This window comes from Plantibacter sp. lyk4-40-MEA-4 (assembly GCF_030209415.1).
Lineage (GTDB): Bacteria > Actinomycetota > Actinomycetes > Actinomycetales > Microbacteriaceae > Plantibacter > Plantibacter flavus_A.
This window is the reverse complement of record NZ_JARVSA010000002.1, coordinates 641048-667328: the sequence shown is the minus strand read 5'-3', so window position 1 is coordinate 667328 and position 26281 is coordinate 641048. Positions and strand designations below refer to the sequence as shown.

24 protein-coding genes are annotated in these 26281 nt (G+C 69.2%); 16 read left to right on the top strand and 8 right to left on the bottom strand.

The window, feature by feature from the left end; genetic code table 11:
• Positions 1 to 166 precede the first annotated feature (166 nt).
• Entirely contained in the window at positions 167 to 928 is a 762-nt protein-coding gene (locus QRN44_RS05170; protein WP_285038455.1) for a winged helix DNA-binding protein, read from the bottom strand.
• A 53-nt stretch (positions 929 to 981) separates the two neighbouring features.
• Here QRN44_RS05170 and QRN44_RS05165 point away from each other — a divergent pair, with 53 nt between their 5' ends.
• Positions 982 to 1638: a MarR family winged helix-turn-helix transcriptional regulator gene (locus QRN44_RS05165; protein ID WP_285038454.1), complete on the top strand. Its 657-nt coding sequence runs from the start codon at positions 982 to 984 to the stop codon at positions 1636 to 1638.
• A gap of 252 nt (positions 1639 to 1890) precedes the next feature.
• Here QRN44_RS05165 and QRN44_RS05160 read toward each other — a convergent pair whose 3' ends face one another.
• The gene (locus QRN44_RS05160) at positions 1891 to 2661 is read right to left on the bottom strand and encodes an SDR family NAD(P)-dependent oxidoreductase (protein WP_121291498.1); all 771 of its coding nucleotides are present in this window, start codon (positions 2659 to 2661) and stop codon (positions 1891 to 1893) included.
• Positions 2658 to 3560 (bottom strand): fumarylacetoacetate hydrolase family protein, encoded by a 903-nt coding sequence (locus tag QRN44_RS05155; RefSeq protein WP_175117095.1) that lies wholly within the window; start codon positions 3558 to 3560, stop codon positions 2658 to 2660. The genes QRN44_RS05160 and QRN44_RS05155 overlap by 4 nt, the downstream gene beginning before the upstream one ends.
• 180 nt (positions 3561 to 3740) lie before the next feature.
• Here QRN44_RS05155 and QRN44_RS05150 point away from each other — a divergent pair, with 180 nt between their 5' ends.
• The 4 genes from QRN44_RS05150 to QRN44_RS05135 are packed head-to-tail and all read left to right on the top strand — an operon-like array spanning position 3741 to position 7298.
• Positions 3741 to 5030, top strand: coding sequence for an L-fuconate dehydratase (locus QRN44_RS05150; protein ID WP_175117096.1), 1290 nt, complete (start codon positions 3741 to 3743; stop codon positions 5028 to 5030).
• Complete coding sequence (locus tag QRN44_RS05145) at positions 5023 to 5976, top strand: aldo/keto reductase (protein ID WP_175117098.1); 954 nt, start codon at positions 5023 to 5025, stop codon at positions 5974 to 5976. Before QRN44_RS05150 ends, QRN44_RS05145 begins: the two co-directional genes overlap by 8 nt.
• A complete protein-coding gene (locus tag QRN44_RS05140) occupies positions 5976 to 6833 on the top strand; it encodes an amidohydrolase family protein (protein WP_121291505.1) in 858 nt (285 codons plus the stop codon). Before QRN44_RS05145 ends, QRN44_RS05140 begins: the two co-directional genes overlap by 1 nt.
• A gap of 48 nt (positions 6834 to 6881) precedes the next feature.
• Entirely contained in the window at positions 6882 to 7298 is a 417-nt protein-coding gene (locus QRN44_RS05135) for an RbsD/FucU family protein (RefSeq protein WP_175117101.1), read from the top strand.
• Between the two features lie 14 nt (positions 7299 to 7312).
• Here QRN44_RS05135 and QRN44_RS05130 read toward each other — a convergent pair whose 3' ends face one another.
• Positions 7313 to 8314, bottom strand: a complete 1002-nt coding sequence (locus tag QRN44_RS05130; RefSeq protein ID WP_121291507.1) for a LacI family DNA-binding transcriptional regulator — start codon at positions 8312 to 8314, stop codon at positions 7313 to 7315.
• Positions 8315 to 8573: 259 nt separating this feature from the next.
• Here QRN44_RS05130 and QRN44_RS05125 point away from each other — a divergent pair, with 259 nt between their 5' ends.
• From QRN44_RS05125 to QRN44_RS05110, 4 genes are all read left to right on the top strand, one after another.
• The gene (locus QRN44_RS05125) at positions 8574 to 9833 is read left to right on the top strand and encodes an ABC transporter substrate-binding protein (RefSeq protein ID WP_199687121.1); all 1260 of its coding nucleotides are present in this window, start codon (positions 8574 to 8576) and stop codon (positions 9831 to 9833) included.
• 75 nt (positions 9834 to 9908) lie between these two features.
• Positions 9909 to 10865, top strand: a complete 957-nt coding sequence (locus QRN44_RS05120; protein WP_285038453.1) for a carbohydrate ABC transporter permease — start codon at positions 9909 to 9911, stop codon at positions 10863 to 10865.
• The gene (locus QRN44_RS05115; RefSeq protein WP_285038452.1) at positions 10862 to 11767 is read left to right on the top strand and encodes a carbohydrate ABC transporter permease; all 906 of its coding nucleotides are present in this window, start codon (positions 10862 to 10864) and stop codon (positions 11765 to 11767) included. The genes QRN44_RS05120 and QRN44_RS05115 overlap by 4 nt, the downstream gene beginning before the upstream one ends.
• 3 nt (positions 11768 to 11770) lie before the next feature.
• Positions 11771 to 13558, top strand: coding sequence for a DUF5605 domain-containing protein (locus QRN44_RS05110; protein WP_285038451.1), 1788 nt, complete (start codon positions 11771 to 11773; stop codon positions 13556 to 13558).
• A gap of 10 nt (positions 13559 to 13568) precedes the next feature.
• On the opposite strand, the gene QRN44_RS05105 is transcribed toward QRN44_RS05110, so the two are convergent.
• The 4 genes from QRN44_RS05105 to QRN44_RS05090 all read right to left on the bottom strand — a co-directional run bounded on the left by QRN44_RS05105 (position 13569) and on the right by QRN44_RS05090 (position 17221).
• Positions 13569 to 13979 (bottom strand): hypothetical protein, encoded by a 411-nt coding sequence (locus tag QRN44_RS05105; protein ID WP_285038450.1) that lies wholly within the window; start codon positions 13977 to 13979, stop codon positions 13569 to 13571.
• Entirely contained in the window at positions 13976 to 15073 is a 1098-nt protein-coding gene (locus QRN44_RS05100) for a serine hydrolase domain-containing protein (protein ID WP_285038449.1), read from the bottom strand. Before QRN44_RS05100 ends, QRN44_RS05105 begins: the two co-directional genes overlap by 4 nt.
• 25 nt (positions 15074 to 15098) lie before the next feature.
• Complete coding sequence (locus tag QRN44_RS05095; RefSeq protein ID WP_285038448.1) at positions 15099 to 15680, bottom strand: helix-turn-helix domain-containing protein; 582 nt, start codon at positions 15678 to 15680, stop codon at positions 15099 to 15101.
• Positions 15681 to 15754: 74 nt separating this feature from the next.
• The gene (locus QRN44_RS05090) at positions 15755 to 17221 is read right to left on the bottom strand and encodes an MFS transporter (protein ID WP_285038447.1); all 1467 of its coding nucleotides are present in this window, start codon (positions 17219 to 17221) and stop codon (positions 15755 to 15757) included.
• Positions 17222 to 17381: 160 nt separating this feature from the next.
• Between QRN44_RS05090 and QRN44_RS05085 the strand changes: the two genes are divergently transcribed.
• The 7 genes from QRN44_RS05085 to QRN44_RS05055 all read left to right on the top strand — a co-directional run bounded on the left by QRN44_RS05085 (position 17382) and on the right by QRN44_RS05055 (position 26253).
• The gene (locus QRN44_RS05085; protein WP_121291514.1) at positions 17382 to 19964 is read left to right on the top strand and encodes an ATP-dependent Clp protease ATP-binding subunit; all 2583 of its coding nucleotides are present in this window, start codon (positions 17382 to 17384) and stop codon (positions 19962 to 19964) included.
• A 342-nt stretch (positions 19965 to 20306) separates the two neighbouring features.
• Positions 20307 to 22169 carry a molecular chaperone DnaK gene (dnaK, locus tag QRN44_RS05080; RefSeq protein WP_064297153.1) on the top strand — a complete coding sequence of 621 codons (1863 nt, stop codon included), beginning with the start codon at positions 20307 to 20309 and terminating at the stop codon, positions 22167 to 22169.
• A 2-nt stretch (positions 22170 to 22171) separates the two neighbouring features.
• Positions 22172 to 22846, top strand: coding sequence for a nucleotide exchange factor GrpE (locus QRN44_RS05075; protein WP_064297154.1), 675 nt, complete (start codon positions 22172 to 22174; stop codon positions 22844 to 22846).
• 2 nt (positions 22847 to 22848) lie between these two features.
• On the top strand, positions 22849 to 23844 hold the full coding sequence (locus tag QRN44_RS05070; protein ID WP_071262201.1) for a DnaJ C-terminal domain-containing protein: 996 nt from the start codon (positions 22849 to 22851) through the stop codon (positions 23842 to 23844).
• A gap of 30 nt (positions 23845 to 23874) precedes the next feature.
• Positions 23875 to 24291, top strand: a complete 417-nt coding sequence (locus tag QRN44_RS05065) for a heat shock protein transcriptional repressor HspR (protein WP_064297156.1) — start codon at positions 23875 to 23877, stop codon at positions 24289 to 24291.
• An 81-nt stretch (positions 24292 to 24372) separates the two neighbouring features.
• A complete protein-coding gene (locus QRN44_RS05060) occupies positions 24373 to 25014 on the top strand; it encodes a hypothetical protein (protein WP_064297157.1) in 642 nt (213 codons plus the stop codon).
• 39 nt (positions 25015 to 25053) lie between these two features.
• Complete coding sequence (locus QRN44_RS05055; RefSeq protein WP_285038446.1) at positions 25054 to 26253, top strand: class I SAM-dependent methyltransferase; 1200 nt, start codon at positions 25054 to 25056, stop codon at positions 26251 to 26253.
• The last annotated feature ends 28 nt before the right edge of the window (positions 26254 to 26281 follow it).

The following is a 26281-nucleotide window of genomic DNA, read 5'->3' as shown; positions in this document are numbered from 1 at the left end:
AGGAGATGTCCGGTGTGTCGGGGTGGTGTGGGTGGCGACACGCGACGGAGTCCTGAGAACGGGACGGTTGGTCGAACGGAGAGAGCCCCGGGTGGCGATTGCTGCCCGGGGCTCTGTGCATGGTGGTCGGCTGGGGTCCGCATGGGCGGAAGACGCTGGCGACCGGTCAGCGCTCGCTGCGCGCGCCGCGACCGAAGCGACCACGCGGGCCGTGCTCGTGCGCCGTGTGCTCGTCCCGGCCGAAGGCTCGGGCGATGCTCTCGAGGCTGGCGAGCGTCGTCGCGAGGTCCTCGGGCGAGACGGCGTCGGCGACGGTCTGGCGGACCGCGTCGACCTTGGTGCGAAGCGCGTCGTGCGCCTCGCGACCGGTGTCGGTCAGGGTGATGCCGTCCGCGTCGACGATGACCCAGCCGCGTGCGGCGAAGTCCATGACGATGTCCGCGGTCGAGCGACGAGGACCGCGGTGGTGGCCGTGGTCAGGACCGAACGGTGCGCCGCCGGGTCGGTGATCACGACCGAAGCCTCGACCGGACTCGCGGCCGCGCCCGAAGGCCCGATCGTGAGCGTGGTGGCCGTGCTCGTGGCCGCCCGGACGCTCGGCGGGCACGGTGTCCGCGGTCGTCTCGGCGGCGCGCTCGGGGTGACCGAAGCCGCTTCCGGGGCCGAACCCGCCGCGGCGGCCGAACCGTTCGGGGCCGCGCGGTCCGCGGCGGTGTGGCGGGAGCGCGGCGTCGATCTCCTCGACGCTCGAGGCGCCGGAGGCGATGAGCTCGAGGGTGCGCCAGCTGCGGCGGCCGAGGCCGTCCTCAGCGAGCACCTCGTGCATCGAGTGCTTGACCGCGTGGTCGACAGTGCGGAGCCAGAAGCCGAGCGGGCGGTCGGCGGACGGGCTGGTGGACTGCTCTGGGGAAGTCGTGTGGGTGTTCATGGGTGGTCTCCTTATTTGCATGCTCTGTTACATGTAAATGTATAATGACATGTATGTCCGATGATCGTCAAGCGCAGCCCAGCGAACCCACAGCAACCGACCCGGTGGAGATGATCGAGCGGGCCCTCGTCCAGATCCGACGGGACCAGTCAGGCCGTCGCTTCGGCGGACGCGGTGGGCGCGGAGGGCCCGGTCATCACCACCACGATGAGCACGGGGACGGTCATCGGCACGCCGCCGACGGCGGCGCTGAGGACGAACGCGGACGTGGGCGCGGTCCGGGCTTCGGGCCCGGCTTCGGCGGGCCCTGGGGTCCTGGCGGTGGTGCCCGTCACCCGCGCGAGCAGGCGATCGCCCAGGCGGCTCGGTTCCGGATGCTGGACGCGCTCGCTCGTGACGATGCGGCCGGTGGCATGGGGATCAGTGCGCTCGCGGAGTCGATCGGCGTCGACCAGCCGCGGGCGAGTCGGCTCGTGGCCGAAGCGACGAAGCGCGGCGAGGTCGCTCGCGCGGTCGACCCGAACGACGGTCGACGCAGTGTGGTGCAGCTGAGCGCCGCCGGCCGTGCGGTCCTGCAGGAGGCGCGCCGGGGTCGACGCGACGCGGTCACGACCGCGCTCTCTGGGTTCACGCCCGAGGAGGCGGCGCAGTTCGCCGCCTTCCTCGAGCGCTTCGTCGCCGCGTGGCCGCGCCCCGACACCGACCGGTAGTTCGCCCGCCTGATCCTCGACTCCGGGTTCGCAATTCAGGAGCGTCCCGGTGAGTCGAGCTGGATCATCCCCTCGGTGGCCGGACGCGCCGGCGTGCGCCTGAGTTCTGCGCAATCGGACCCGTCCGGTCCATGCGGTTCGCAATTCAGGAGGAGTCAGGCGTGTCGACCTTGGGGACGGCGGTCTCGGGGCAGAACCGCCGGGGCGCTCCTGAGTTGTGAACCGCGAGGCGGCATCGGGACCCCGCCCTCGCTACTCGGGGCGGAGACGGAGCTCCTGCATCCCGCCGTCGACGGCGATCGAGGTGCCGGTCGTCGAGCCTGATCGCGGGCTCGCCAGGTAGGCGACGGCACCGGCGACCTCGGTCGCGGCGACGAGTCGGCCATGCGGCTGGCGTGCCTCGAGTGCGGCACGCTCGGCGGCCGGGTCTGGCGCGCTGTCGAGCAGTCGGCCCACCCACGGGGTGTCGGCCGTGCCCGGGTTCACACAGTTGACCCGGACGCCTTCGCGCAGGTGGTCGGCGGCCATCGCGCGCGTCAATGACAGCACGGCCCCCTTCGTCGCCGTGTAGAGCGCGCGCTGGGGGAGTCCCGCCGTCGCGGCGATCGACGCGGTGTTCACGATCGCCGCCGACGGCGACTCGCGCAGGTGTGGGAGGGCCGCGCGCGTCACGCGAGCCATGCCGACGACGTTAATGTCGAAGACGCGGTGCCACTCGTCGTCGTCGTTCGACTCGACGGTGCCCTGCGCACCGATGCCGGCGTTGTTCACGACGATGTCGAGGCGGCCGAACCGTGCGACGACGGCGTCGATCGCGGCACGGACGGAGGCGTCGTCGGCGACGTTCGCGCGCACCGACAGGCGGGTGGCGGAGTCTTCCTCGGTCGACGGGTTCAGGTCGAGGATCGCGACGCTCGCACCGTCGGCGGCGAGGCGTTCGACGATGGCGGCGCCGATCCCCGAAGCGCCGCCGGTAACGATCGCGACGAGTCCGTCGAACTCGCCGGTCTCTCCGGCGCTCATGCGCGGGCTCCGAGTGCCTCGGCCGGCTTGGCCGACGGCGCGATTCCAGGGACCGGGTCGACGAACCGCTGTCGCTGGCGGCCGAGGCCCTCGATCTCGACCTCGCAGACATCGCCCGGTGCGAGGTAGGGGAACCGGCCGGAGAGCGCGACGCCCTCGGGTGTGCCGGTCAGGACGAGGTCGCCGGCTTCGAGCTGCAGGTATTGGCTCAGGTGCCAGATGACCGTGGCGACGTCGAAGATGAGGTCGGCCGTGCTCGAGTCCTGACGCGGTTCGCCGTTGACCCAGCTGCGGAGTCGCAGGGCACCGGCGTCGACCTCGTCCGGCGTCACGAGCCACGGGCCGGTCGGGTTGAAGCCCGGAGCGCACTTGCCCTTCGACCACTGCCCGCCGCTCGCCGCCATCTGGAAGTCGCGCTCCGACACGTCGTTCGCGGTGACGAAGCCGGCGATGCGGCCGAGAGCGTCCTCGGGGCTGTCGAGGTAGGAGGTGCGCTCGCCGATGACGACGCCCAGCTCGACCTCCCAGTCGGTCTTCGTGCTGCCTCGCGGGATGCGGACGTCGTCGTTCGGGCCGACGACCGTGTTGGGCGTCTTCAGGAACATGATCGGGATCTCGGGCGGAGCGGATCCGGACTCCGCCGCATGCGCCGCGTAGTTCATCCCGATGCAGACGACCGCGCTCGGCCGGGCGATCGGCGCGCCGATCCGGAGCTCGTCGGCGCCGTCGAGGACGGGGAGCGCACCCGACTCGAGGGCGGCGCGAACCTGATCGATGCCGCCGCCGGTGAGGAACGCTCCGTCGATGTCGGGGGTGATCGATCGGAGGTCGTAGGCGGTGTCGCCCATGAACACGACGGGGGTCTCCCCGTCCACGGGGCCGAGTCTGGCGAAGCGCATGCTGGTCCTTCCGGTTCCGCCGGTGCCCGCGTGCGGACCCGGCTCCGTAGCCGATAACGTCTGAACTCTACCGCCCGATCAGGCCGTCGCAACAGGTGATTTCGTCCACGCTGAGCGCATTGACAGCACAGACATCGGATGTCTAAGCTCAGTGGCACCAGCCCGAAGGAGCATGCCGACGTGAGTACCATCATCGGATTCGAGACGCACGACGTCCGGTTCCCGACCTCCACCACCCTCGACGGCTCGGACGCCATGAACCCCGACCCCGACTACTCCGCCGCCTACCTGCGGCTGGTGACGGACGCGGACGACGGCCACGAGGGCCACGGCTTCGTCTTCACCATCGGACGCGGCAACGACGTCGAGGTCGCAGCCATCCACGCCCTCCGAGAGCACCTCCTCGGTCGCGAGGTCGAGCCCGTGCTCGACGCCCTCGGAGCCTTCTGGCGTGAACTCGTCTACGACTCCCAGCTCCGGTGGCTCGGTCCCGAGAAGGGCGTCATGCACATGGCGATCGGCGCCGTCGTCAACGCGCTCTGGGACCTCAAGGCCAAACGTGCCGGCCTGCCGCTCTGGCGGCTGCTCGCCACGATGACGCCGGAGGAGCTCGTCGAGCTCGTCGACTTCCGCTACCTGAGCGACGTCCTCACCCCGGACGACGCCCTCGCGATCCTCCGTCGCGCCGAACCGGGACGGGAGGCCAGGATCGAGGCCCTGCTCGCAGCCGGGTACCCCGCCTACACGACCACGCCCGGGTGGCTCGGCTACTCCGACGAGAAGCTCGACCGTCTGTGTCGCGAGGCGGTCGCGGACGGGTTCGCGCAGGTCAAACTCAAGGTCGGCGGGCACGTGGAAGACGACGTCCGTCGCCTCGCCATCGCCCGGAACGCGGTGGGACCCGACATCCGGATCGCCGTCGACGCCAACCAGCGGTGGGACGTCGCGGAGGCGATCGACTGGATGTCCCGACTCGCCCCCTACGACATCGCCTGGATCGAGGAGCCGACGAGCCCCGACGACATCCTCGGCCACGCGGCGATCGCGCGCGGCGTCGCCCCGATCCCGGTCGCGACCGGCGAGCACATGGCCAACCGCATCATGTTCAAGCAGTTCCTGCAGGCCGACGCCCTCCAGGTGCTCCAGATCGACTCCACGCGGGTCGCCGGCGTGAACGAGAACATCACGATCCTGCTCCTGGCCGCGAAGTTCGGTGTCCCGGTCTGCCCGCACGCCGGTGGCGTCGGGCTGTGCGAAGCGGTGCAGCACCTCTCGATGTTCGACTTCATCGCCGTGTCGGGGAGCGAGGATGGACGCATGATCGAATTCGTCGACCACCTGCACGAGCACTTCGTCGAGCCCGTCGAGATCGTCGCCGGGCGGTACCGCGCGCCGCTCGCCCCCGGCGGCGGTTCGGAGATGCTCGCGACGTCGATCGCCGAGTTCACCTTCCGGGGCGCCGGTGCCTGACCTGCTCGTCCCGCGGCTCGCGTACGGCGCCGCCAATCTCGGCAACCTCTACCGCGAGCTCAGCGATGAGGAGGCCTGGGCGATCCTCGATGCGGCCTGGGAACACGGCGTCCGCTTCTACGACACGGCTCCGCACTACGGCCTCGGTCTCTCCGAGCGTCGGCTCGGCGCCTTCCTGCGGACGAAGCCCCGCGACGAGTACGTCCTGTCCACCAAGGTCGGCCGTCTCCTCGTGCCGAACCCCGCGGGGGAGGGGGCGCTCGACACGGACAACGACTTCGTCGTCCCGGCGACCGTGCGGCGCGAGTGGGATGCGAGCGAGGCCGGCGTGCGGCGCTCGCTCGACGAGTCCCTCGAGCGACTCGGACTCGACCACGTCGACGTGCTCTACCTCCACGACCCCGAACGCAACGATCCGGAGTCCGGGATCTCCGAGGGGATACCGGCGCTCGCCGCACTCCGCGACGAAGGACTCGTCGGGGCGGTCGGGATCGGATCGATGGACGTCGCCGCTCTGCTCGCCGCGGTGCGCACGGGCCTGACCGACCTCATCATGATCGCCGGACGGTACACGCTCGCCGAGCAACCGGCGGCCGACGAGCTGCTGCCCGCCTGTCTGGAACACGGCGTCGGGGTGGTAGCCGCCTCGGTGTTCAACTCGGGCCTGCTGGCCCGCGCCGTGCCGGACGCGGATGGCCGCTACGAGTACGGTGCCGTCCCGCCGGAGGTCTTCGACCGCGCCGTCGACATCGCCGAGATCTGCCGTCGGTTCGGCGTCGAACTGCCTGCAGCCGCACTCCAGTTCCCGCTCCGCCACCCTGCCGTGCGGACGGTCGCGGTGGGCGCCTCGCGGCCGGAGCAGATCATGCAGAACGTGGAGCGCTTCGAGGCACCGATCCCCGAGACCTTCTGGACGGAGCTGCGCACCAGAGGGCTGCTCGGCTGATGCGGACGATCGACGCGCACCTCCATCTGTGGAATCGCGCCGACGGGTATCACTGGCTCGCTTCGGCCGACGAGTCGCTTCGCGAGGACTTCACGCCGGAGCGTGCGGCCGCAGAGCTGCAGGCGGCCGGCGTCGATGCGGCGATCCTCGTCCAGGCCGACGACACGGAGCTCGACACGATGTCCATGCTCAGCGCATCGGACACCTGCAGCTGGGTGGCCGGCGTCGTCGGCTGGGTGCCGATCGACGACACGAAGCGGGCCGAGTCCCTGCTCGACCGTTGGGGCGCGCATCCACGGTTCCGCGGCGTTCGTCAGCTGCTGCACGACGATCCCCGGGACGGCCTGCTCCTGGCCGCCCCCGCCCGCCGGTTGGCGGCGGTCCTCGCGGACCGTGGGCTTCCGCTCGACCTCCCGAACGCCTTCCCGCGCCTGCTCAGCGACGCCACCGGACTCGCGCGGCTGGAGGAGGGGCTGACGCTCGTCGTCGACCACCTCGCGAAGCCGCCGCGCGACGACGAGGCCTTCGAACGCTGGGCGACCGAGCTGGCCGCGGCGGCGGAGTCACCGAACGTGGTCGCGAAGGTGTCCGGCCTCAACCGTGCCGGTCGGCCGTTCGTGGCGGCCGACGTGCGTCGGGCCTGGGACACCGCGCTCGCCTGCTTCGGGCCCGAGCGGTTGATGCTCGGCGGTGACTGGCCGATGACCGTCACGAGCGGCGGGTACGGTGCGGTCTGGCATGAGCTGTCCGGTCTCGTCGACGAGTTGTCGCCGTCGGAACGCGATGCACTCCGTGGCGGGACGGCGACGCGCGTCTACCGGCTCGACCCCCGCGGGCCGTCGGCGACGACGGACTGACATGATCGGGCAGACGGATGGACACGGAATCATGACGAGGAGGTCACCATGCTGACAGGGATCGACCCGGTGCTGAGCGGCGAACTGCTGCTGCACCTGGACGCGATGGGGCATTCGGACACGGTGGTGATCGCCGATGCGCACTTCCCGGCCGCTCGACTCGGCGAACGCGTCGTCGTGCTCCCGACGCTGTCGACGCCAGAGGTCCTCCGGGCGGTGCGCACGGTGATCCCGCTCGACGACGAACCCGTGCTCGACCTCATGACGAGTGCCGACGGCACGGTGCTCGACGTCCAGCGGGAACTCATCGCCGCCGCCGGCACGACCGAGGACGCCGTGCGTTTCGTCGACCGGTTCGCCTACTACGACGAGGCCGCCACAGCCTTCCTGATCATCCGCACGGGCGAGACTCGCAAGTACGGCAATGTCACCCTCCGCAAAGGCCTCGTCCTCCCGGGAGCGTGACGCCGCTGGGGTGATCAGCTGTCCGATGTGACCGGCCCGGTCGACGCACGCACCTGCAGCTCGGCGGTGATGACGCGCCGCTGCTGCCGTTCGCCGCTGTGCACGCGGGCGACGATCATCTCCAGGGCGGTCCTGCCGAGCTCCACGAAGTCGAGACGCATCGTGGTGAGCGGTGGCGAGTAGAAGGCGACCTCGGGCATGTCGTCGACCCCGATGATCGAGAAATCGCGGGGGGCGCTCAAGCCCCGCTCCTCCATGGCGCGCAGGAACCCGAGCGCGAGGAGGTCGTCCGCGGCGAACACCGCCGTGAAGGTCGTCGGATCGGCGAGTCGACCCTGCGCGGCTCCGGCGGCGGCGGTCCACTCTTCGCTGACGAGCGGGGGGAGCGCAGCCAGACCGGCGGCCGCGAGGGCGTCCTGGTACCCCCGGAGACGACCGGCTGACTCGTTCCGGTTAGCCGGTCCCGCCACGTGCAGGATCGCCCGGTGGCCGAGGCCGATGAGATGTTCGGTCGCGCCGAATCCCGCGCCGTAGGAGTCGGCACTGGCCGAGTCGGCGGTGCGGTTCGGCAGGTCGGACAGGGTGACGACCGGTACCGCTTCGCCGATGTAGTCGAGCAGTTTTTCGGTACCGAGGTACGGGGTGCCGACGATGACGCCGTCCACCTGGAACGAAAGGAAGGCGTCGAGCGCGTGACGGATCTCGTCGATCGAACTCGGTTGACTGGTATCGATGTCGAGGTGGGTCGTGATGAGCGAGATGCCGGCGTTTCTCGCCGCGGAGCTGAACCCGGTGAGGATGGACGAGTTGCCGTAGTTCACGGGGCCCATCGAGAGGACGCCGACGGTGTCAGTGCGACTCGCGCGGAGGTTGCGGGCGATGCGGTTGTGGCGGTAGCCGAGGTCGTCGATGGCGCGCTGGATGCGCTGCCTCGTCTCGACGCCGACGTACCCGCCGGTGAAGTAGCGCGAGACCGTCTGCGCGGAGACCTGGGCCGACTTCCCGACGTCGGCCATGCTCGGGCGCGCTCTCGGACCCGCCCCTCGATCCGTCACTGCGTACCTCCATGTGTTACCCCCGAGCCTATCCGGGTGACGGAGGGCCGATGCCGAATCGTTACTTTGGCGAACCGGTTGACCGCTTGACCCTCGAATGTGTTATCGATAACGTATCGTCATCTCAGGTCGCGGACTCGGGATTTCCGGTCGCCCCCGCCTCCGGAGCACAGGACATCGGCGTCGATCCTCGCGCGCCGACCACCGAAAGGACGCAATGATGCGTGCACTGCCCAAGGTCGTCGCTCTCTCGACGGCCGGCCTCCTCGTCGCCACGCTCGGCGGGTGCGCCTCGTCAGGAGACGCCGACGGCAAGACGACGATCACCTGGTTCAAGCTGACCGAGACGGCCGACTCGGCGAACGCCACGATCGACGAGATCGTCGCTGACTTCGAGCAGGCGAACCCCGACATCAGCGTGAAGGTCGAGGAGCGCGCTGTCGACGCCCACAAGGACGCGCTGCGGACGACGCTCGGGACGAGCGGCGCGCCGGACGTCTTCTTCTCCTGGGCGGGACCCGGCCTCGGCGGCGAGTTCATCGACGCGGGAGCGAGCCTCGACCTCGAGAAGTACTACGAGCAGTACGACTGGTCCAAGCGGTTCTCCGAGACCACTATGTCGACCGTCACCCAGTACGGCGGCTACGACGGGGTGCCTTACACCCAGCGCACCGAGGCCGTCTTCTACAACAAGGACCTGTTCGCGCAGGCCGGCATCACTGCTGCGCCCACCTCATACGATGAGCTCGTCGCCGACGCCAAGGCTCTGAAGGCCGCCGGCATCACCCCGATCGAGTTCGGTGGCACGGTCAACTGGCACGTCATGCGGCTCCTCGACAGCCTGCTCGAGACCGAGTGTGGTGCGGACACCTATCAGGACCTCGTGACCAAGGAGGCCAGCTGGGCCGATGAGTCCTGTGTCACGGACACCTACACGGAGTTCGCGACCTGGACCTCCGAATACCTGAACCCCGGGTTCATCTCGATCAACAACGACGAGTCGAGCTCGCTGTTCTACTCGGGTAAGGCGGCCATGGCCATCGAGGGCGACTGGTTCAACCAGGTCGTCCGCGACAACGGGATGGACGAGAGTACCGTCGGCATCTTCGCCTTCCCCACCGGGACCGACCGCATCTACGGCTTCAACGAGAACAACTACATCTCTGCGAACTCGAAGCACCCTGACGCGGCTGCGAAGTTCCTCGACTACCTCACCTCCGACGAGGCCCAGCAGAAGTTCATCGCGACCTTCGGCAGCCGATCGGTCAACGTCGATGTCCTGCCCGAGGGGCAGAGCGATTTCGACGCGCAGTGGAACCCCATCGTCGAAGCGGCGAAGGGCGTCTACATGAACAACGACCAGAACCTCTCGCTCGCCGAGACCACCGAGTACTGGCGGATCCAGAACCTCGTCGCGACCGGGGAACTCGACCCCGCCGACGCTGGGTCCGAGTTCCAGAAGTTCATCGACCAGGAGTAGGCGGGCCGATCGGGGTCGGTGTGCTCGCATCGACCCCGATCATCCGATCACTGACCCCGCCGTCGAAGGAACCCCATGACCTCCACCACAGCGCCCCCGCGGCGTGCATCTCGCCCAGTGGTTGCCGGCCGGCGCACCCGTCGGCTCGCCCGTACCGGCTTCATCGCCGCCCTCCCATTCCTCGCGCCGGCGCTCGCCGCCTACCTCGTCTTCGTCGTCGGCCCCACCGTCGAGTCCATCCGCCTGAGCTTCTTCGAGTGGTCCGGGTTCCAAGGGGCGGCCCAGGAATTCGTCGGCGTCAAGAACTACGTCCGCATCTTCACGCAGGATCCCGTGTTCTGGACGGCGTTCTCGAACACACTCGTCTGGGTCGTGCTGTCGCTGTTCATACCGCTCGGCCTCGGCCTCGTCCTCGCACTCGCGCTCAACCGACCGCTGTTCGGGCGGAACGTGTTCCGCTCGATGTTCTACATCCCGGGCGTCCTGGCGCCGATCGCGATCGCCAACATGTGGCGATGGATGTACAACCCGAACTACGGGGTCGGCGTGACACTCGCCGAGCTGTTCAATCTGCCCTGGCTTGCCGAGATCCAATGGTTGGGCGACAAGAACCTCGCGCTGTACTCCATCTTCGCGGCATTCGTTTGGCAGATCGCCGGTACGAACATGGTGCTCTTCCTGGCCGGCTTGCAGTCCGTGTCTCCGGAGCACGTCGAGGCCGCGCGACTGGACGGTGCCAATGCCTGGCAGGTGTTCTGGAACGTGACGTTCCCGGCACTACGGCCGACCACGGTGGTCGTGCTGGTGCTCACCATCATCAATTCGATCAAGGTGTTCGACCTCATCGTCGGCATGACGGGCGGCGGACCCGCCCAGGGCACCCAGGTGCTCGCGCTCTGGTCGTTCCAGCAATCGTTCACCAACCACGAATACGGCATGGGCAACGCGATCGCGACCGTCCTGCTCGTCATCACCCTGCTCATCGTCGTGCCCTACATGGTCTGGACCGCCAGACAGGAGAAGAACTCGTGAGCCTCTCGACCGTTCCGCCGGCGGCAGCCGTCGCTCTGGAGCCCGGGCGCCCGGGCCTTCGCCGCAGCCGCGGAGGATCCAAGGACTACGTGCGAATCGGCCTCTGGATCGCACTCCTCCTCGCCGTCCTCATCTGGTCGGTGCCGCTCGTGTTCATGATTTTCACCTCGCTCAAGAGCGAGGCGGACATCTTCGGCACGCCCGCCTTCGTCCCGCCGTGGTCGCCTGAGTGGGGCAACTACGTCGAGGCGATCGATCGTGGGAACCTCCTCGGCGCGGGTGCAAACAGCCTGATCATCGCCATGTTCAAGGTGCCCATCGGCCTGTTCATCTCCGCCGCTGCGGCGTTCGCGCTCTCCCGACTGCGGTTCAAGCGGCAGCGCCTGCTCATGGGAGTCATCGCCCTCGGCGCGATGGTGCCGATCCAGGTCGCGATCGCGCCGCTCTTCCAGGTCATCATGGGGTTGAACCTGTTGAGCACCCATCTCGGCATCATCCTGCCGTACATTGCGTTCGGCCTGCCCTATCAGACGTTCATCCTCTACGGGTTCTTCCGGCAGATCCCCGAGGAGATCGATGAGAGCGCCAGGATGGACGGTGCCGGAAACTGGCGACTGTTCTTCCAGATCATCCTGCCGCTGTCGAAACCGGCACTCGCTGCGCTGTTCATCCTCGATTTCGTCTCCACCTGGAACGAGTACTCCATCGCGCTCGCCCTGCTGCAGAGTCAGGAGTCCTGGACGATCCCGCTCGCGCTGCAGGGGTTTCAGTCGCAGTTCACGAGTTCGTACGGGCCCCTCAACGCCTTCACCATCATGTCCGTGTTCCCGGTGCTGATCGTCTACCTGATGTTCCAGCGCTATTTCGTCGAGGGCGCCTTCGCCGGCGCCGTGAAAGGCTGATCCGTGTCGATCACCACCGAGCCGGAGGCGTTCACCGCCGCAACACCACTCATGCACGTCCTTGCGGATCCGCGCGGTCGCGCCGCCGTCGGTCGGGTGCTGCCAGACCTGGTCTCCTCGTCGATCCTGCACACGCTGCACGGGTATCCGATCGGCCTGGTGGTCGACACCGAGCCGGCGTTCGCCGGTGATCCGGCCGCGGGTGCGGCGCTCCTCGCCGAGATCGCCGAGATCGACCGCTCCGCGGAGCCGGAGCGGCCGGCCCCCGAACGATTCGTGGAACCATCGAAGGCATATGAGGACGTGGACGTCCCACCCGGCTCCGCGACGGTCCGGCAGTCGGCAACGGTGACACGATTCGGTCGCTTCGAAGTCGAACTGCACGGCCCTTCGCAGGGCAACCCGTTCATCGACGTCCGTCTCGAGGCCCGGGTCGACGGCCCGGATGGCAGCGTCACGGTCCCAGGCTTCTACGACGGCTCCGGCGTCTACCGCCTCCGGTACCTCCCCGAGCGCGTCGGCGAGTACTCCTACCGCACCTCGAGCAACGCCCGGTCGCTCGACGGTATCGCCGGGGGGTTCACGGTCGCCCCCGCGCGCCCGCATGCGCACGGGCCGGTGCGGGTCGCCGACACCTTCCACTTCGCCCACGCCGACGGCACGAGGCACCGCCCGCTCGGGACCACCGCTTACGTCTGGACGCACCAGGGCGATCTGCTCGAGGAGCAGACGCTCGCTTCGCTCGCCGATGGCCCGTTCACGAAGATGCGCATGTGCGTCTTCCCCAAGTCGTATCTGTTCAACGAGAACGAACCGGAGCGCTACCCGTTCGTCGGCGATCCCGTGCACGGCTTCGACCTGCAGCGGCCCGACCCCGCGTACTGGGCGCACCTCGAACGGCGGATCGACCAGCTCGCGGAACTCGGCGTCCAAGCCGACCTCATCCTGTTCCACGGTTACGACCGGTGGGGCTTCGCGACCATGGATACGGTCGCCGACGATCGCTACGTCCGGTATGCCGTGGCGCGTCTCGCCTCGTTCGCAAACGTCTGGTGGTCGCTCGCGAACGAATACGACCTGCTGTTCTCGAAGACGGAGACCGACTGGGAACGGCTCGCCGGGATCGTCCGGGAGAACGACCCGAGCAGCCACCTCCTGTCCATCCACAACTGCCGCGCCTTCTACGACCACTCCCGTCCGTGGATCACGCACGCGAGCATCCAGCGGCAGGACATCTACAAGACCGCGGAGATGACCTCGGAATGGCGCGAGCGCTGGGGCAAGCCGGTCGTGATCGACGAGTGCGCGTATGAGGGCGATATCGATCAGGGTTGGGGAAACATCACCGGCGAGGAGATGGTGCGGCGGTTCTGGGAGGGTGCGATGCGAGGGGGGTACGTCGGGCACGGCGAGACCTACCGGCACCCCGACGACGTGTTGTGGTGGTCGAAAGGCGGGGTGCTGCGCGGGACGAGCCCTTCGCGCATCCGGTTCCTCGACGAGATCCTAGCCGCTGGCCCGGCCAGAGGGCTCGAACCGATCCCGCTCGACTGGGATGTCCCACGCGCCGGCGTCGAGGGGGAGTACCTCCTGTACTACTTCGGATTCGATCAGCCGGGCTATCGCCGATTCCTGCTCGACCCTGCGGTCACCTGGGAGATCGACATCATCGATACCTGGGAGATGACGATCCAACGCCTCCCAGGCACCTACTCCGGCCGGTTCCGCATCGAGCTTCCCGCCAAGCAGTACATCGCGGTGCGGATGCGGGCGGCCCGCACGGTCGGCTGACGGGAAACGGTCACCAGCAGAGCGCGACGATCGCGACGCCGACCACACCGTAGACAGCGGCCTGGACCTGCCGTCGGCGGTCCTTCGGCGGGACCGCGGTCTCGACCGTCGCCCCGTGCTCGTCGAGTGAGCGCTTCGGTTTGGGCGCGTGCCACGGGAGTGACCGCCAGCGCAGGGCGGCTCCGGCGAGTCCGAAGCCGACGATCGCGACGGCGATGACCCACGCCCAGGACCAGACGCCGACCGGCGCGGCGAGGGCGCGCACGAGGGCGAGGATCACGATGCTGTCGACCGCGTCGGCGACCAGCCGGTAGCGCTCGGTCGCCGACCAGCGTCCCGTACTCCACGCATGCGCGACCTGGAGGGCGAGGAACCAGGCGATGACGAGGGCGACGACGGCGGGGATGAGGATCTCGATCATCGTGCTGCTCCGATCTGCTCGAGGAGGGCGACACCGGCCGCATCGACCGACTCCTGGGTCGCTGAGACGAGGATCACTGTTGTGCCGGTCGCCGGGACGATGCCGACGAAGGACGCGAAGCCGCCCGTGGCACCGTTGTGCCAGACGAGGTCCTCACCGTCGATCGCCTCCCGATCGGTGATCCAGGCCCAGCCGATCTCGCGATCGCCGAACGCCGTCTGTGGGGCGAGCGCCTCGATACCCGGCGCGCTGCCGTCGGCCAGTCGTTCCGCGAAGCGGGCGAGATCCGCCGTGTCCGAGCGAATGCCACCGGCGGGCCCGATCGCCGTGCCGGTCCATGCGGCGGCGGTCCGTCCGCCGGCGGTCTCACCGAGGAGGTCGCGGTCGCCGAGCTCTGCGGCATCGCTCACGGGGCCGGTCGAGTCGAGTCCCATCGGACCGGTGATCCGCTCCTCGAGCAGGTCGGCGTAGCTGGTGCCGGCGGCCGAGCCGAGGGCGGCGCCGAGGAGTTCAAAGGCGAGGTTGGAGTAGGTGCCCTTCGGGGTGTCGAGGGACGCGGACCGCGCCTGTTCGAGCAGCTTCTCGAGGTCCTCTCCGTACGGGTTCGCCGTCGTGAGTGCGAACCACGCTGAGGAGAGGATCGTCGAGAGATCCATCGGCAGGCGTGGCAGACCGGAGGTGTGGGTGGCGAGCTGCTCGAGGGTGACGTCCGCCGCGGGTGCGTCGCCCAGTTCGAGGAGGTCACCGAGCCTGGTGTCCGGGGTGACCTCGCCACGCTCGATCGCGTCGGCGAGCAACAGTCCCGTGAAGGCCTTGCTCACCGACCCGATCTCGAACCGGGTGTCCGGCTGGGCGCCGATCGTCGCGGTGCGGGTCCCGTCCGGGGTGACGACGACGGCCAGCACGGCCTTGCGGTCGGGGCCGGCGAGTTCGCGGACGGTCGCCGCGAGTTCGGCGTCGCCGGCGGCCTCGGCGGGAAGCATCGAGGGTCCTGGTCGGAATACGAGTCCGGCCGCGAGGGCGACAGCGGTGCTGACGGCGGCGATGACCCAGACCCGTCTGGGTCGGGACGTGCTGCGTGGTGTGGCGGTCATGCGGGGTCCTTCCTGGGGTCGGTGGTCATTCCATGGCGGCGACGGCGACGAGCAGCGGGACGAGTCGCATGGGCGGGACCGCGACCCGTCCGCGGCCGGCGGGTTGCAGCCAGCCGGCGGCCGTCAGGACGCGGACGTGGTGGTAGACCTGGCCGGTCGTCCCGATGCCGTCGAGTTCGCCGAGGTCCGCGAGTGCGGAGGTGCCGTTGGCGACGGCCAGGAGCAGCTGCAGCCGGACCGGGGAGCCGATGGCTGCGAGCCGCGATGCCGCGATTGCGAGTGGACCGGAACCTGCTGATTCCACGGCGTCGGGGTCGTCGCCGAGCGCGAGGAGGTCGTCGGTCGCTCTGGCGTACTGCCACTGGACGGGTCCGCCGCCGGCGACGACCGAGCCGGTGAAGAGGACCGCCCCGTGCTCGAGCTCGGCCGTGCGCTGTTCGAGCCCGCGGAGCGCCCAGAAGGTGTCATCGGCATCGCCTGTCGCGGCTGCGGACGGAACGTCATCCGGTCGCTCGGTGGTCGTGTCGTCGTCGGCCGGTCGGGCGAACACGGCGGCTTCGAGGCGCGCGAGACGTGCCTCGAGATCGCCGGGGTCAATGGTCGTCATGACCCAAGTGTACAAATATCGTAATTACGAAATCAAGCTGATGGACCCTTCGGTCGGCTCACCGGAGCCGCGCATCAGGCCCGCGAGTTGAGCCGCCCCTGCTTCGCATGCACCGGGATCAGGAGTCCGAGGCCGATGAGCAGCACGAGCACGATCCCGAGGATCCCCCAGAACTGCGCCCCGCCGAGCGTGACGAACAGTGCGAAGGCCGTCGGTGCGAGGAAGGACACGGCGCGGCCGGTCGTGGCGTAGAGGCCGAAGACCTCACCCTCGCGGCCCTCCGGGATGATGCGCGCCAGGAACGAGCGGCTCGCCGACTGGGCGGGACCGACGAACAGGCACAGCATGAGGCCGAAGATCCAGAAGATCGTCGCGCCGCCCTCGTGGAGGAGGAACACGGCGCTTCCCGCGATGACGAGGCCGATGAGCGACGCGACGATGACGGGTTTCGGGCCCACCTTGTCGTCGAGCAGGCCGATCGTGATCGTCGCGATCCCGGCGACGACGTTGGCGGCGATCGCGAAGATGATCACCTCGCCGGGTGAGAAGCCGAAGGTCCCGGCGGCCAGGACGCCACCGAAGGTGAAGACACCGGCGAGCCCGTCGCGGAACACGGCGCTCGCGAGCAGGAAGTACAGCGTCTGTCGGCTGTCGCGCCAGAGTTCCGCGATGCTCTTGGCGAGCACCCCGTAGGAGGCGAAGAACCCGACGTGCGGCCGGGCGACGGCCTGGGGTGCGTGGTACTCGGGCACGGCGAGCAATACGGGTAGGGCGAAGACCCCGAACCACGCCGCGGACACGAGCATCGCGACGCGGACGTCCATGCCGTCCTCGCCGGTGACGCCGAAGAGTCCGACCTCGGGGGAGATGAAGCCGAAGTACACGATGAGCAGCAGCACGATGCCGCCGATGTACCCCATGCCCCAGCCGAGACCGGAGACCTTGCCGATGGAGGTGGGTGTCGACACCTGGGCGAGCATCGCGTTGTAGTTGACGCCGGCGAACTCGAACACGATGTTGCCGACGGCGAGGAGGACGAGGCCCAGCCAGAGGAAGTTCGGATCGGGCGCGACGAAGAAGAGGAGCGCGGTGACCGCGACGACGACGTAGGTGTTGAAGCCGAGCCAGAACTTCCGTCGCCCGGCGGAGTCCGACCGTTGGCCGACGACCGGCGCGAGGATCGCGATCAGCAGTCCGGCGGCCGCGAGCGCCCACCCGAGGGACGCCGACACCGCGGCCTCCTCGCCGAAGGAGTCGCTCGTCAGGTAGACGGTGAACACGAAGGTGGTGACGACCGCGTTGAACGACGCCGAACCCCAGTCCCACAGGCTCCACGCGAAGATGCGACCCTTGCGACCCGCCTGTGCTTTCACAGCGGCGACCTGCGAGGTGTCGAGGTCGACGGTGGCTGCTGCGGCGTCGGGGGTGACGAGCGGTGGTGGCGGGAAGTTGCGGGGCCGGGATCCGAGACGCGGGGCCTCGTCGCCGGGCCCGCCTGTCCGGCCGGTGTCGTCGGTGCCACCTGGGGGAGTCGTGCTCATGCACTGAGGCTAGTGCCGCGTGGTGAACGGGCGGTAGCGCGCGTCCCGCAGCGCGATGGCTGGGGGTTCGCTGGGACGCGGAACGTTACCGGGAATAGCTTTGGCCACCCCGCGTTGGACTTGAGCGTACAACACTCAAGTTTGAATCCAGGAGGTTCACGTGCCCGAAGACTTCACCCAGGGCGGCGCAGCAGCAGACGGCGGATCGTCGTCGTTCGACGACTTCCTCGCCCGATACCTCGAGGGCGAGCGGGCGCGTTCGGCGCGGACCATCGACCTCAGCCGCTTCCTCACCGCGCGGACGCAGGAGATCCTGCAGCGCGCCGGCCGGTTCGCGCTCGAGCGCGGCCAGAACGAGCTCGACGCGCTGCACATCCTGCGCGTCATCGTGAGCGAGGAGCCCGCGAAGGACGCCGTCGCGCGCCTCGGCGTCGACCCGAAGGTCATCGCCAAGGCCGCCGAGCAGCGGCTGCCGCAGGCGTCCTCGCCGAGCGTCAAGGACCCGGCCATCACGCCGTCGGCCCAGCGCGCGCTGTTCCACGCCTACCAGGTGGCCCGTGCCGCCGGGTCGACGTACGTCGACCCCGAGCACCTCTTCTTCGCGCTCGTCATCAACCAGGACTCGCCCTCCGGTGAGGTCCTCGCCCGTGCCGGCGTCACGGCGGAGGCGCTGACCCAGGGCATGCGCCAGACCGTCGGCGACCCCGGCGTCGCCACCGACGACCAGGACGACCGCGATGGCGACGACCTCGACTCGGACACCCCGATGCTCGACCGCTTCGGCACCGACCTCACGGCGCTCGCCGCCGGCGGGTCGCTCGACCCCGTCATCGGACGTTCCGAGGAGATCGAGCAGACCATCGAGATCCTCTCCCGCCGCACGAAGAACAACCCGGTGCTCGTCGGCGAGGCCGGCGTCGGCAAGACGGCGGTCGTCGAGGGGCTCGCCCAGGCGATCGTCGACGGCGGCGTCCCGGAGCAGTTGCGCGGCAAGCGCGTCGTCTCACTCGACCTGCCGGCCATGGTCGCCGGAACCCGGTACCGCGGTGACTTCGAGGAGCGCCTCACCGGCCTGCTCGACGAGATCGCAGCCAACCGCTCCGAGCTGATCGTCTTCATCGACGAGGTCCACACCGTCGTCGGCGCCGGAGGTTCCGGCGAGGGCGGCATGGACGCCGGGAACATGCTCAAGCCGCGTCTCGCTCGCGGTGAGCTGCACCTCATCGGCGCGACCACGCTCCGCGAGTACCGCGGGATCGAGAAGGACCCGGCACTCGAACGCCGCTTCCAGCCCGTGCGCGTCGGCGAGCCGTCGATCGAGGACGCCGTCCTCATTCTCGGAGGTCTCCGTCCGGCGTACGAGGAGCACCACGACGTCCGCTTCACCGACGACGCCCTCCGCGCAGCCGTCGAGCTCTCGGCCCGCTACCTGCCCGACCGCGTCCTGCCAGACAAGGCCATCGACCTCGTCGACCAGGCCGGAGCCCGGCTGCGGTTGCGGCTCGGGAAGGCGGTCGACGTGAGCGCCCTCGTCGAGGAGCTCGCGACACTCGAGGCGTCGAAGAACGCCGCCGTGTCGGCCGAGCACTACGAGGAGGCCTCGCGCATCCGCGACGAGATCACCGCCGTCCAGGCGAAGCTCGACGCCGCCTCCAACGGACCCGGTGCCCGCACCGACCGTGACGCGATCGTCGACGAGGCCCAGATCGCCGGCGTCGTGTCCCGTGCCACCGGCATCCCGGTCAGTCGGCTCACGGAGGGTGAGCGGGAACGTCTCGCCGGCCTCGAGGACGAACTGCACGCTCGCGTCATCGGCCAGCACGACGCCGTGACCGCGGTGTCGAAGGCCGTCCGTCGCAACCGCACGGGCATGGGGGACGCGAACCGCCCTGTCGGCAGCTTCCTGTTCCTCGGCCCCACCGGCGTCGGCAAGACGGAACTCGCGAAGGCGCTCGCCGGATCCCTCTTCGCGGACGAGCACTCCGTGATCCGCTTCGACATGAGCGAGTTCGGCGAACGCCACACGGTGTCACGACTCGTCGGTGCCCCTCCCGGGTACGTCGGGTTCGACGAGGCGGGCCAGCTCACCGAACGCGTGCGCCGGAACCCCTACTCGATCGTGCTGTTCGACGAGATCGAGAAGGCGCACCCGGACGTCTTCAACCTGCTCCTGCAGGTGCTCGACGACGGTCGCCTGACCGACGGTCAGGGGCGGACGATCGACTTCCGCAACACGGTCGTCGTCATGACCTCGAACCTCGGCTCCGAGTTCCTGGCCTCGCGGTCCGGTGCGATGGGCTTCGTGGCCGGTGGCGCCGACGACCCGACGGGCTTCGGCTCCGAGGAGGCGCTGCGGGCCCGGGTCATGGGCAAGCTGCGCGAGGCCATGCGTCCGGAGTTCCTCAACCGCATCGATGAGATCGTCCTGTTCCGCAAGCTCGACCAGCAGCAGCTGCAGGAGATCGTCGGGCTGATGCTCGGCCGCACGACCGAACGGTTGGCCGCGCGCGGTGCGTCACTCGAGACGACGCCTGAGGCGCTCGCGCTCCTCGCGGAGCTCGGCTACGAGCCGGAGTACGGTGCGCGCCCCCTGCGTCGCCTCATCCAGCGTGAGGTCGACGACCGCATCGCCGAGCTCGTCGTGGGCGGCGGGGTCGGCGACGGCTCGACCGTGCACGTCGACGCGGTCGGCGGGAAGATCGTCGTCACCGAGCGCTCCGTGGTGGTGGCGGAAGCCGCCTGAGCGGGAGATGGATCGACAGGCTCAGGGACCGGACCTCCGGACCCTGGGCCTGTCGTCACTCCCGGACCGTTCCCCGTCTCGGTCCCTGAGCTCGTCGAAGGGCACCTCGGTGCTGGTCACCCTGGCCATCCGCTGGGAGTTGAGCCAGGCGGACTCAACTTTCTTGACGTTGAAACCAGGCCTCGGTAGCATTGAGTCATCGAGGCTCAAGTCTCGACGTCATACCAGCATCACCCCATCAATCAGCTCGGTGCCGAGCTCGTCGAGTCGGCCGGACGCCATCCGCATGCCGCCCGAGTCGACGAGTTCCGAACCGGCAGTCAACACAAGGAGAACCAACACATGGCACGTGCAGTAGGCATCGACCTCGGTACCACCAACTCGGTGGTCGCCGTCCTCGAAGGTGGAGAACCCACCGTCATCGCCAACGCCGAGGGCTTCCGCACCACCCCCTCCGTCGTCGCATTCACCAAGGACGGCGAGGTGCTCGTCGGCGAGACCGCGAAGCGCCAGGCCGTCACCAACGTCGACCGCACCATCGCGAGCGTCAAGCGCCACATGGGCACCGACTGGAAGTTCGACGTCGACGGCAAGAAGTACACGCCGCAGGAGCTCTCCGCCCGCATCCTCGCGAAGCTGAAGCGCGACGCCGAGCAGTACCTGGGCGACACCGTGACCGACGCGGTCATCACCGTCCCCGCCTACTTCAACGACGCCGAGCGTCAGGCCACGAAGGAGGCCGGTGAGGTCGCAGGCCTCAACGTGCTCCGCATCATCAACGAGCCGACCGCCGCAGCCCTCGCCTACGGTCTCGACCGCGGCAAGGAGGACGAGCTCATCCTCGTCTTCGACCTCGGTGGCGGTACCTTCGACGTCTCGCTGCTCGAAGTGGGCAAGGACGACGACTTCTCCACCATCCAGGTCCGCTCCACCTCCGGTGACAACCGCCTCGGTGGAGACGACTGGGACCAGCGCGTCGTCGACTACCTGATCAAGCGCTTCAAGGACTCGACCGGTGTCGACGTCTCGGGCGACAAGATCGCGAAGCAGCGCCTCAAGGAAGCCGCCGAGCAGGCGAAGAAGGAGCTCAGCTCCTCGATGTCGACCTCGATCCAGCTCCCGTACCTCTCCCTCACGGAGAACGGTCCGGCCAACCTCGACGAGACGCTCTCCCGCGCCAAGTTCGAGGAGCTCACGCAGGACCTGCTCGAGCGCACCCGCAAGCCGTTCAACGACGTCATCGCCGAGGCCGGCGTGAAGGTCTCCGACATCGCACACGTCGTGCTCGTCGGTGGATCGACCCGCATGCCCGCCGTCGCGGAGCTCGTCAAGAAGCTCACCGGTGGTCAGGAGCCCAACAAGGGCGTCAACCCTGACGAGGTCGTCGCCGTCGGCGCAGCCCTCCAGGCCGGCGTGCTGAAGGGTGAGCGCAAGGACGTGCTGCTCATCGACGTCACCCCCCTGTCGCTCGGTATCGAGACCAAGGGTGGCATCATGACGAAGCTCATCGAGCGCAACACCGCGATCCCCACGAAGCGGAGCGAGACCTTCACCACGGCCGACGACAACCAGCCGTCCGTCGCGATCCAGGTCTTCCAGGGCGAGCGCGAGTTCACCCGCGACAACAAGAACCTCGGCACCTTCGAGTTGACCGGCATCGCGCCGGCTCCGCGCGGTGTGCCGCAGGTCGAGGTCACCTTCGACATCGACGCCAACGGCATCGTGCACGTGTCCGCCAAGGACAAGGGCACCGGCAAGGAGCAGTCGATGACCATCACCGGTGGCTCGTCCCTCGGCAAGGAGGACATCGAGCGCATGGTCCGCGAGGCCGAGGAGCACGCTGCGGACGACAAGGCCCGCCGCGAGCAGGCCGAGGTCCGCAACAGCGCCGAGCAGCTCGCCTACTCGATCGACAAGCTCATCAAGGAGAACGACGACAAGCTGCCCGAGGACGTCAAGACCGACGTCCAGGCCGATGTCGACGCCCTGAAGAGCGCGCTCGCCGGTGAGGACGAGGACGCGGTGAAGACCGCGTTCGACAAGCTCAACGAGAGCCAGGTCAAGCTCGGCGAGGCGATCTACGCCCAGGCGCAGGCCTCCGAGTCCGCCGCAGGAACCGAGGCCCCGGCTGAGGAGGCGACCTCCGACGAGGACGTCGTCGACGCCGAGGTCGTCGAGGACGAAGACGACAAGGACAAGAAGTAACCATGACTGACGAGAACCAGAACCAGAACCAGGACGATCCCATCATTCGTGACAAGCGACGGATCGACCCGGAGACCGGCGAGGTTCGTCAGCCTGGCACCGAGGGGGTTGACGCCGACGCGTCGGCCCCCTCGGGCGCACCTGCCGAATCCGCCGACGCCGACGCACCGGCCGCCGACGATGAGCTGACCGTCGAGGACATCCTCAACGCGGCTCCCGAGGAGCCCGTTCAGGGCGGCGACCTCTCCCCGGCCGAGCAGCTCGCTGCAGAACGCCTCGGCGACCTGCAGCGCGTCACGGCCGAGTACGCGAACTACCGGAAGCGCACCGAGGCCGGCCGTGAGGTGGAGCGCGAGCGCACCACCGGCGAGGTCGCCAAGGTCCTGCTCCCGGTGCTCGACGACCTCGACCGCGCTGAGAAGCACGGCGACCTCGAGGGCGACGCCCCCTTCACGCAGATCGCGGCCAAGCTCCGCGGTGCTGCCGAGAAGCTCGGGCTGAAGCCGTTCGGAGCGGTCGGCGAGACCTTCGACCCCAACGTGCACGAGGCCATCTTCCAGCAGCCCACGCCGGGCGCCGAGGGCGAGACCGTCCTCGACGTCGTGGAGACCGGGTACCACCTGGGCTCCACCCTGCTGCGCGCCGCGAAGGTGGTCGTCGCGGTCCCGGCGAGCTAGCCATGGCGAGTCAGGACTGGTTCGACAAGGACTTCTACAAGGTCCTCGGCGTCAAGAAGGACGTGACGCCCGCGGAGCTGAAGAAGGTCTACCGGAAGCTGGCCCGGCAGTACCACCCGGACTCCAACCCGGGTGATGCGAAGGCCGAGGCGAAGTTCAAGGAGATCAGCGAGGCCCACTCGGTCCTCGGCGACCCCGAGCAGCGCAAGGAGTACGACGCCGTCCGCGCCATGGGCGGTGGAGCACGTTTCACCGCCCCGGGTGCCGGCGGCGGCCAGGGCGGCTTCGAGGACGTCTTCGGGTCGATGTTCGGTGGTGGTGGCGGTGGTCGCCAGAGCTACAGCTACCAGCAGGCCCCGCAGGGGTACGAGGACATCCTCGGCGGCATGTTCGGCCAGGGTGGCTTCGGCCAGACCACCGGTGGCTTCCGCGGCTACGGCGGACCCACGCCCGGCCGCGACATCACCGCGCACACGACGATCGACTTCATCACGGCCACGCAGGGCGACACCATCTCCCTGCAGACCTCCGAGGGACGCACCATCAAGGTGAAGATCCCGGCGGGTGTGTCGGACGGACAGAAGATCCGCCTGCGCGGCAAGGGGCAGCCGAGTCCGGACGGCGGCGAACCCGGCGATATCGTGGTCACCGTGAGTGTCCGCAAGCATCCCGTGTTCGAACGCGACGGCCTGAACCTCCGCGTCACCGTACCGGTCACCTTCGTGGAGGCCGCGCTCGGTGCCACGATCGAGGTTCCGACGCTCGGCGGCGACCCCGTCAAGCTGCGGGTCGCCCCCGGTACGCCGAGCGGTCGCGTCCTCCGCGTCAAGGGCCGCGGTGTCGCGACGACGAAGGGCACCGGCGACCTCCTGGCCGTCGTGCAGATCGTCGTGCCGGCGCATCTCGGCGGCGAGGCCAAGGAAGCACTCGAACGGTTCCACGAGCTGGAGCCGAAGGACAACCCCCGCGACGAACTCATCGCTCGGGCTCGGGGCTAGTAACCAGCAGCACACGGAAGGGCAGAGAGCATGGACGAGCATTCGCCGGTCTTCGCGATCGCGATGGCTGCCGAGCTCGCCGGCATGCACCCGCAGACCCTCCGGCAGTACGACCGGCTCGGTCTCGTGTCGCCGACGCGGACCGCCGGGAAGTCGCGCAGGTACTCGATGCGCGACATCGCCCAGCTCCGTGAGGTGTCCAGGCTCAGTGCCGAAGGCGTCAGCCTCGAGGGCATCTCCCGCATCCTGACCCTGGAGAACGAGGTCAGCTCGCTCCAGGGTCGGGTGCGGGAGCTCGAGCACGCGCTCGCCAACGCCCTGCTGCGGACCCCGGGCAACCGGGTGTTCGCCGCAGGCATGGAGGGGAGCGTCGTCCCGATGCGGAGCGGTACCCGCACCCGTCGCCGGACCGAGGTCGTCGTCTGGCGGCCGTCGCTCTCCGAGTGACCGACGAAAGCGCACTCGTGGTCGTCATCCCACATGGATGACGACCACGAGTGCGCTTTCGGGTGCGCGTAGGGTTGGGGCATGAGCGCGCAGCCCGTGGTGACGAAGCCGGACCCGGCGCAGACCGCACCCGCGACGGCCCGGAGGCGGCGCGGCGCCCGGCTGACCGGACTGACCGCCTACCCGCTCATGTACTTCGGTGTCGTCGCCGGCGTGCTTCCGCTGCTGACGCTCGTCGTGATCGGCGCCCCGATCCTCGTCGGCGTCCTGCTCGGTGCGGGCGAGGCCGAATGGGTCGACGGCTTCTCGCGCGTGTTCGGGTTCATCCTGCTCTTCCTCACACCGCCGTTCGGTGCCTGGGTGTGGGGGTACGTCGCGCTCGGGGTCGTCGCCTTCCTCGGTGGCATCGCCCTCAGCCTGCGGATCCTGCGGCGTCACGGCGTGCGTCGCGCAGGAGCCGTCACGCACTGGGGCATGTGGGCCACCGTCCCGCTGCAGCTCATCTTCGCGGTCATCAGCCTCGTGATCGTGTTCGGTGCGATCGCGTCCGTCCGCGCCGAGGACGCCAGTGGCCTCGAGACCGTGCGAGCCTTCGGACAAGGCGTCGCCATCGCCACGGTCGTCAACCTCCTCGTCTCCGCCGGGCTCGGTGTCCTCGTCTTCCCGGCCGTCCTCCGAGCCGTGAAGGCGGAGAAGCCGGCTCGACGCGTCCGCCGACGGTGACGCCGTTCCTCGTATCGCGTGGCCGGTTACGCTGAGGGGATGCCCGAGTTCTCATTCGACGCGCTGCGCCGGTTCCCCGATCACGAGGCACCCAACCTCTTCGCCGTCGACGCGACCGATCGGCTCCTGCTCGACGAAGCGGCCGAGGCCCTGGCCGGGCGGGTGCCGACGCCCGCCGAGATCGTCGTCGTCGGCGACGCCTACGGGGCCCTGACCCTCGGCGCCATCGCGCTCCTCGGGGCGACGGACGTCCGGGTCCACCAGGACGCCGCCGTCGGAGAACGTGCCCTCGCGGCCAACGCCGAACGGCTCGGCGTCGACGGCGGCTTCCGCAACCTGCCGCTCGGCGAGGAGCTGTTCTCCGGCGCATCGCTCGTCCTCCTCCAGTTGCCCAAGCACCTCGAGGCACTGCACGAGATCGCCGCCGCCGTGGCCCGCTGGAGCGCTGCGGACGTCCGTCTCCTGGCCGGTGGCCGGGTGAAGCACCTGACGCCCGCGATGAACGAGGTCCTCGGTCGGAGCTTCTCGACCGTCACCGCGAGCCTCGCCCGGCAGAAGTCTCGGGTGCTCCGCGCCAGCGGCCCGGTGACCCCCGCCGTCGAGGGAGAGCGTGACGAGGCCGACACCACGGTCTCGACCACGCCGCGGGCCGAACACCACGCCGACATCTGCCTGACCATCGCCGCCACCGGCGCGGCGTTCGCGGGGACGAAGCTCGACATCGGCACCCGCTTCCTGCTCGAGGCGCTGCCGGAGATCGCGCCCGACGCCCGGACGGCCATCGATCTCGGCTGCGGCACCGGCGTCCTCGCGGTGTCGCTCGCCATCGCCCGACCCGAGCTCGCGGTCATCGCGACCGACCAGTCCGCTGCAGCGGTCGCGTCGACCACCGCGACCATCGCGGCCAACGACGACGCCGACCGCCGACTGGCCGAGCGCATCACGGTGCTCCGCGACGACGGCCTGTCGATGCAGCCGGACGCGTCAGCCGACCTCATCGTCCTGAACCCGCCCTTCCACAGCGGCACCACCGTGCACACGGGCGTCGCGCACGACCTGTTCGCCGAGGCCGCGCGTGTCCTGCAGCCGGGTGGCACCCTCGCCGTCGTGTGGAACTCGCACCTCGGCTACCGGGCGGCGCTCGAGCGGCTCGTCGGCCCGACGACGCAGCTCGCGCGCAACCAGAAGTTCACGGTGACGATCTCGCGCCCCCGGGCCGCCGGCGGGCCGCGTCCGTAACTCCTGCTGCTTGGTCCGCTCGACGAGC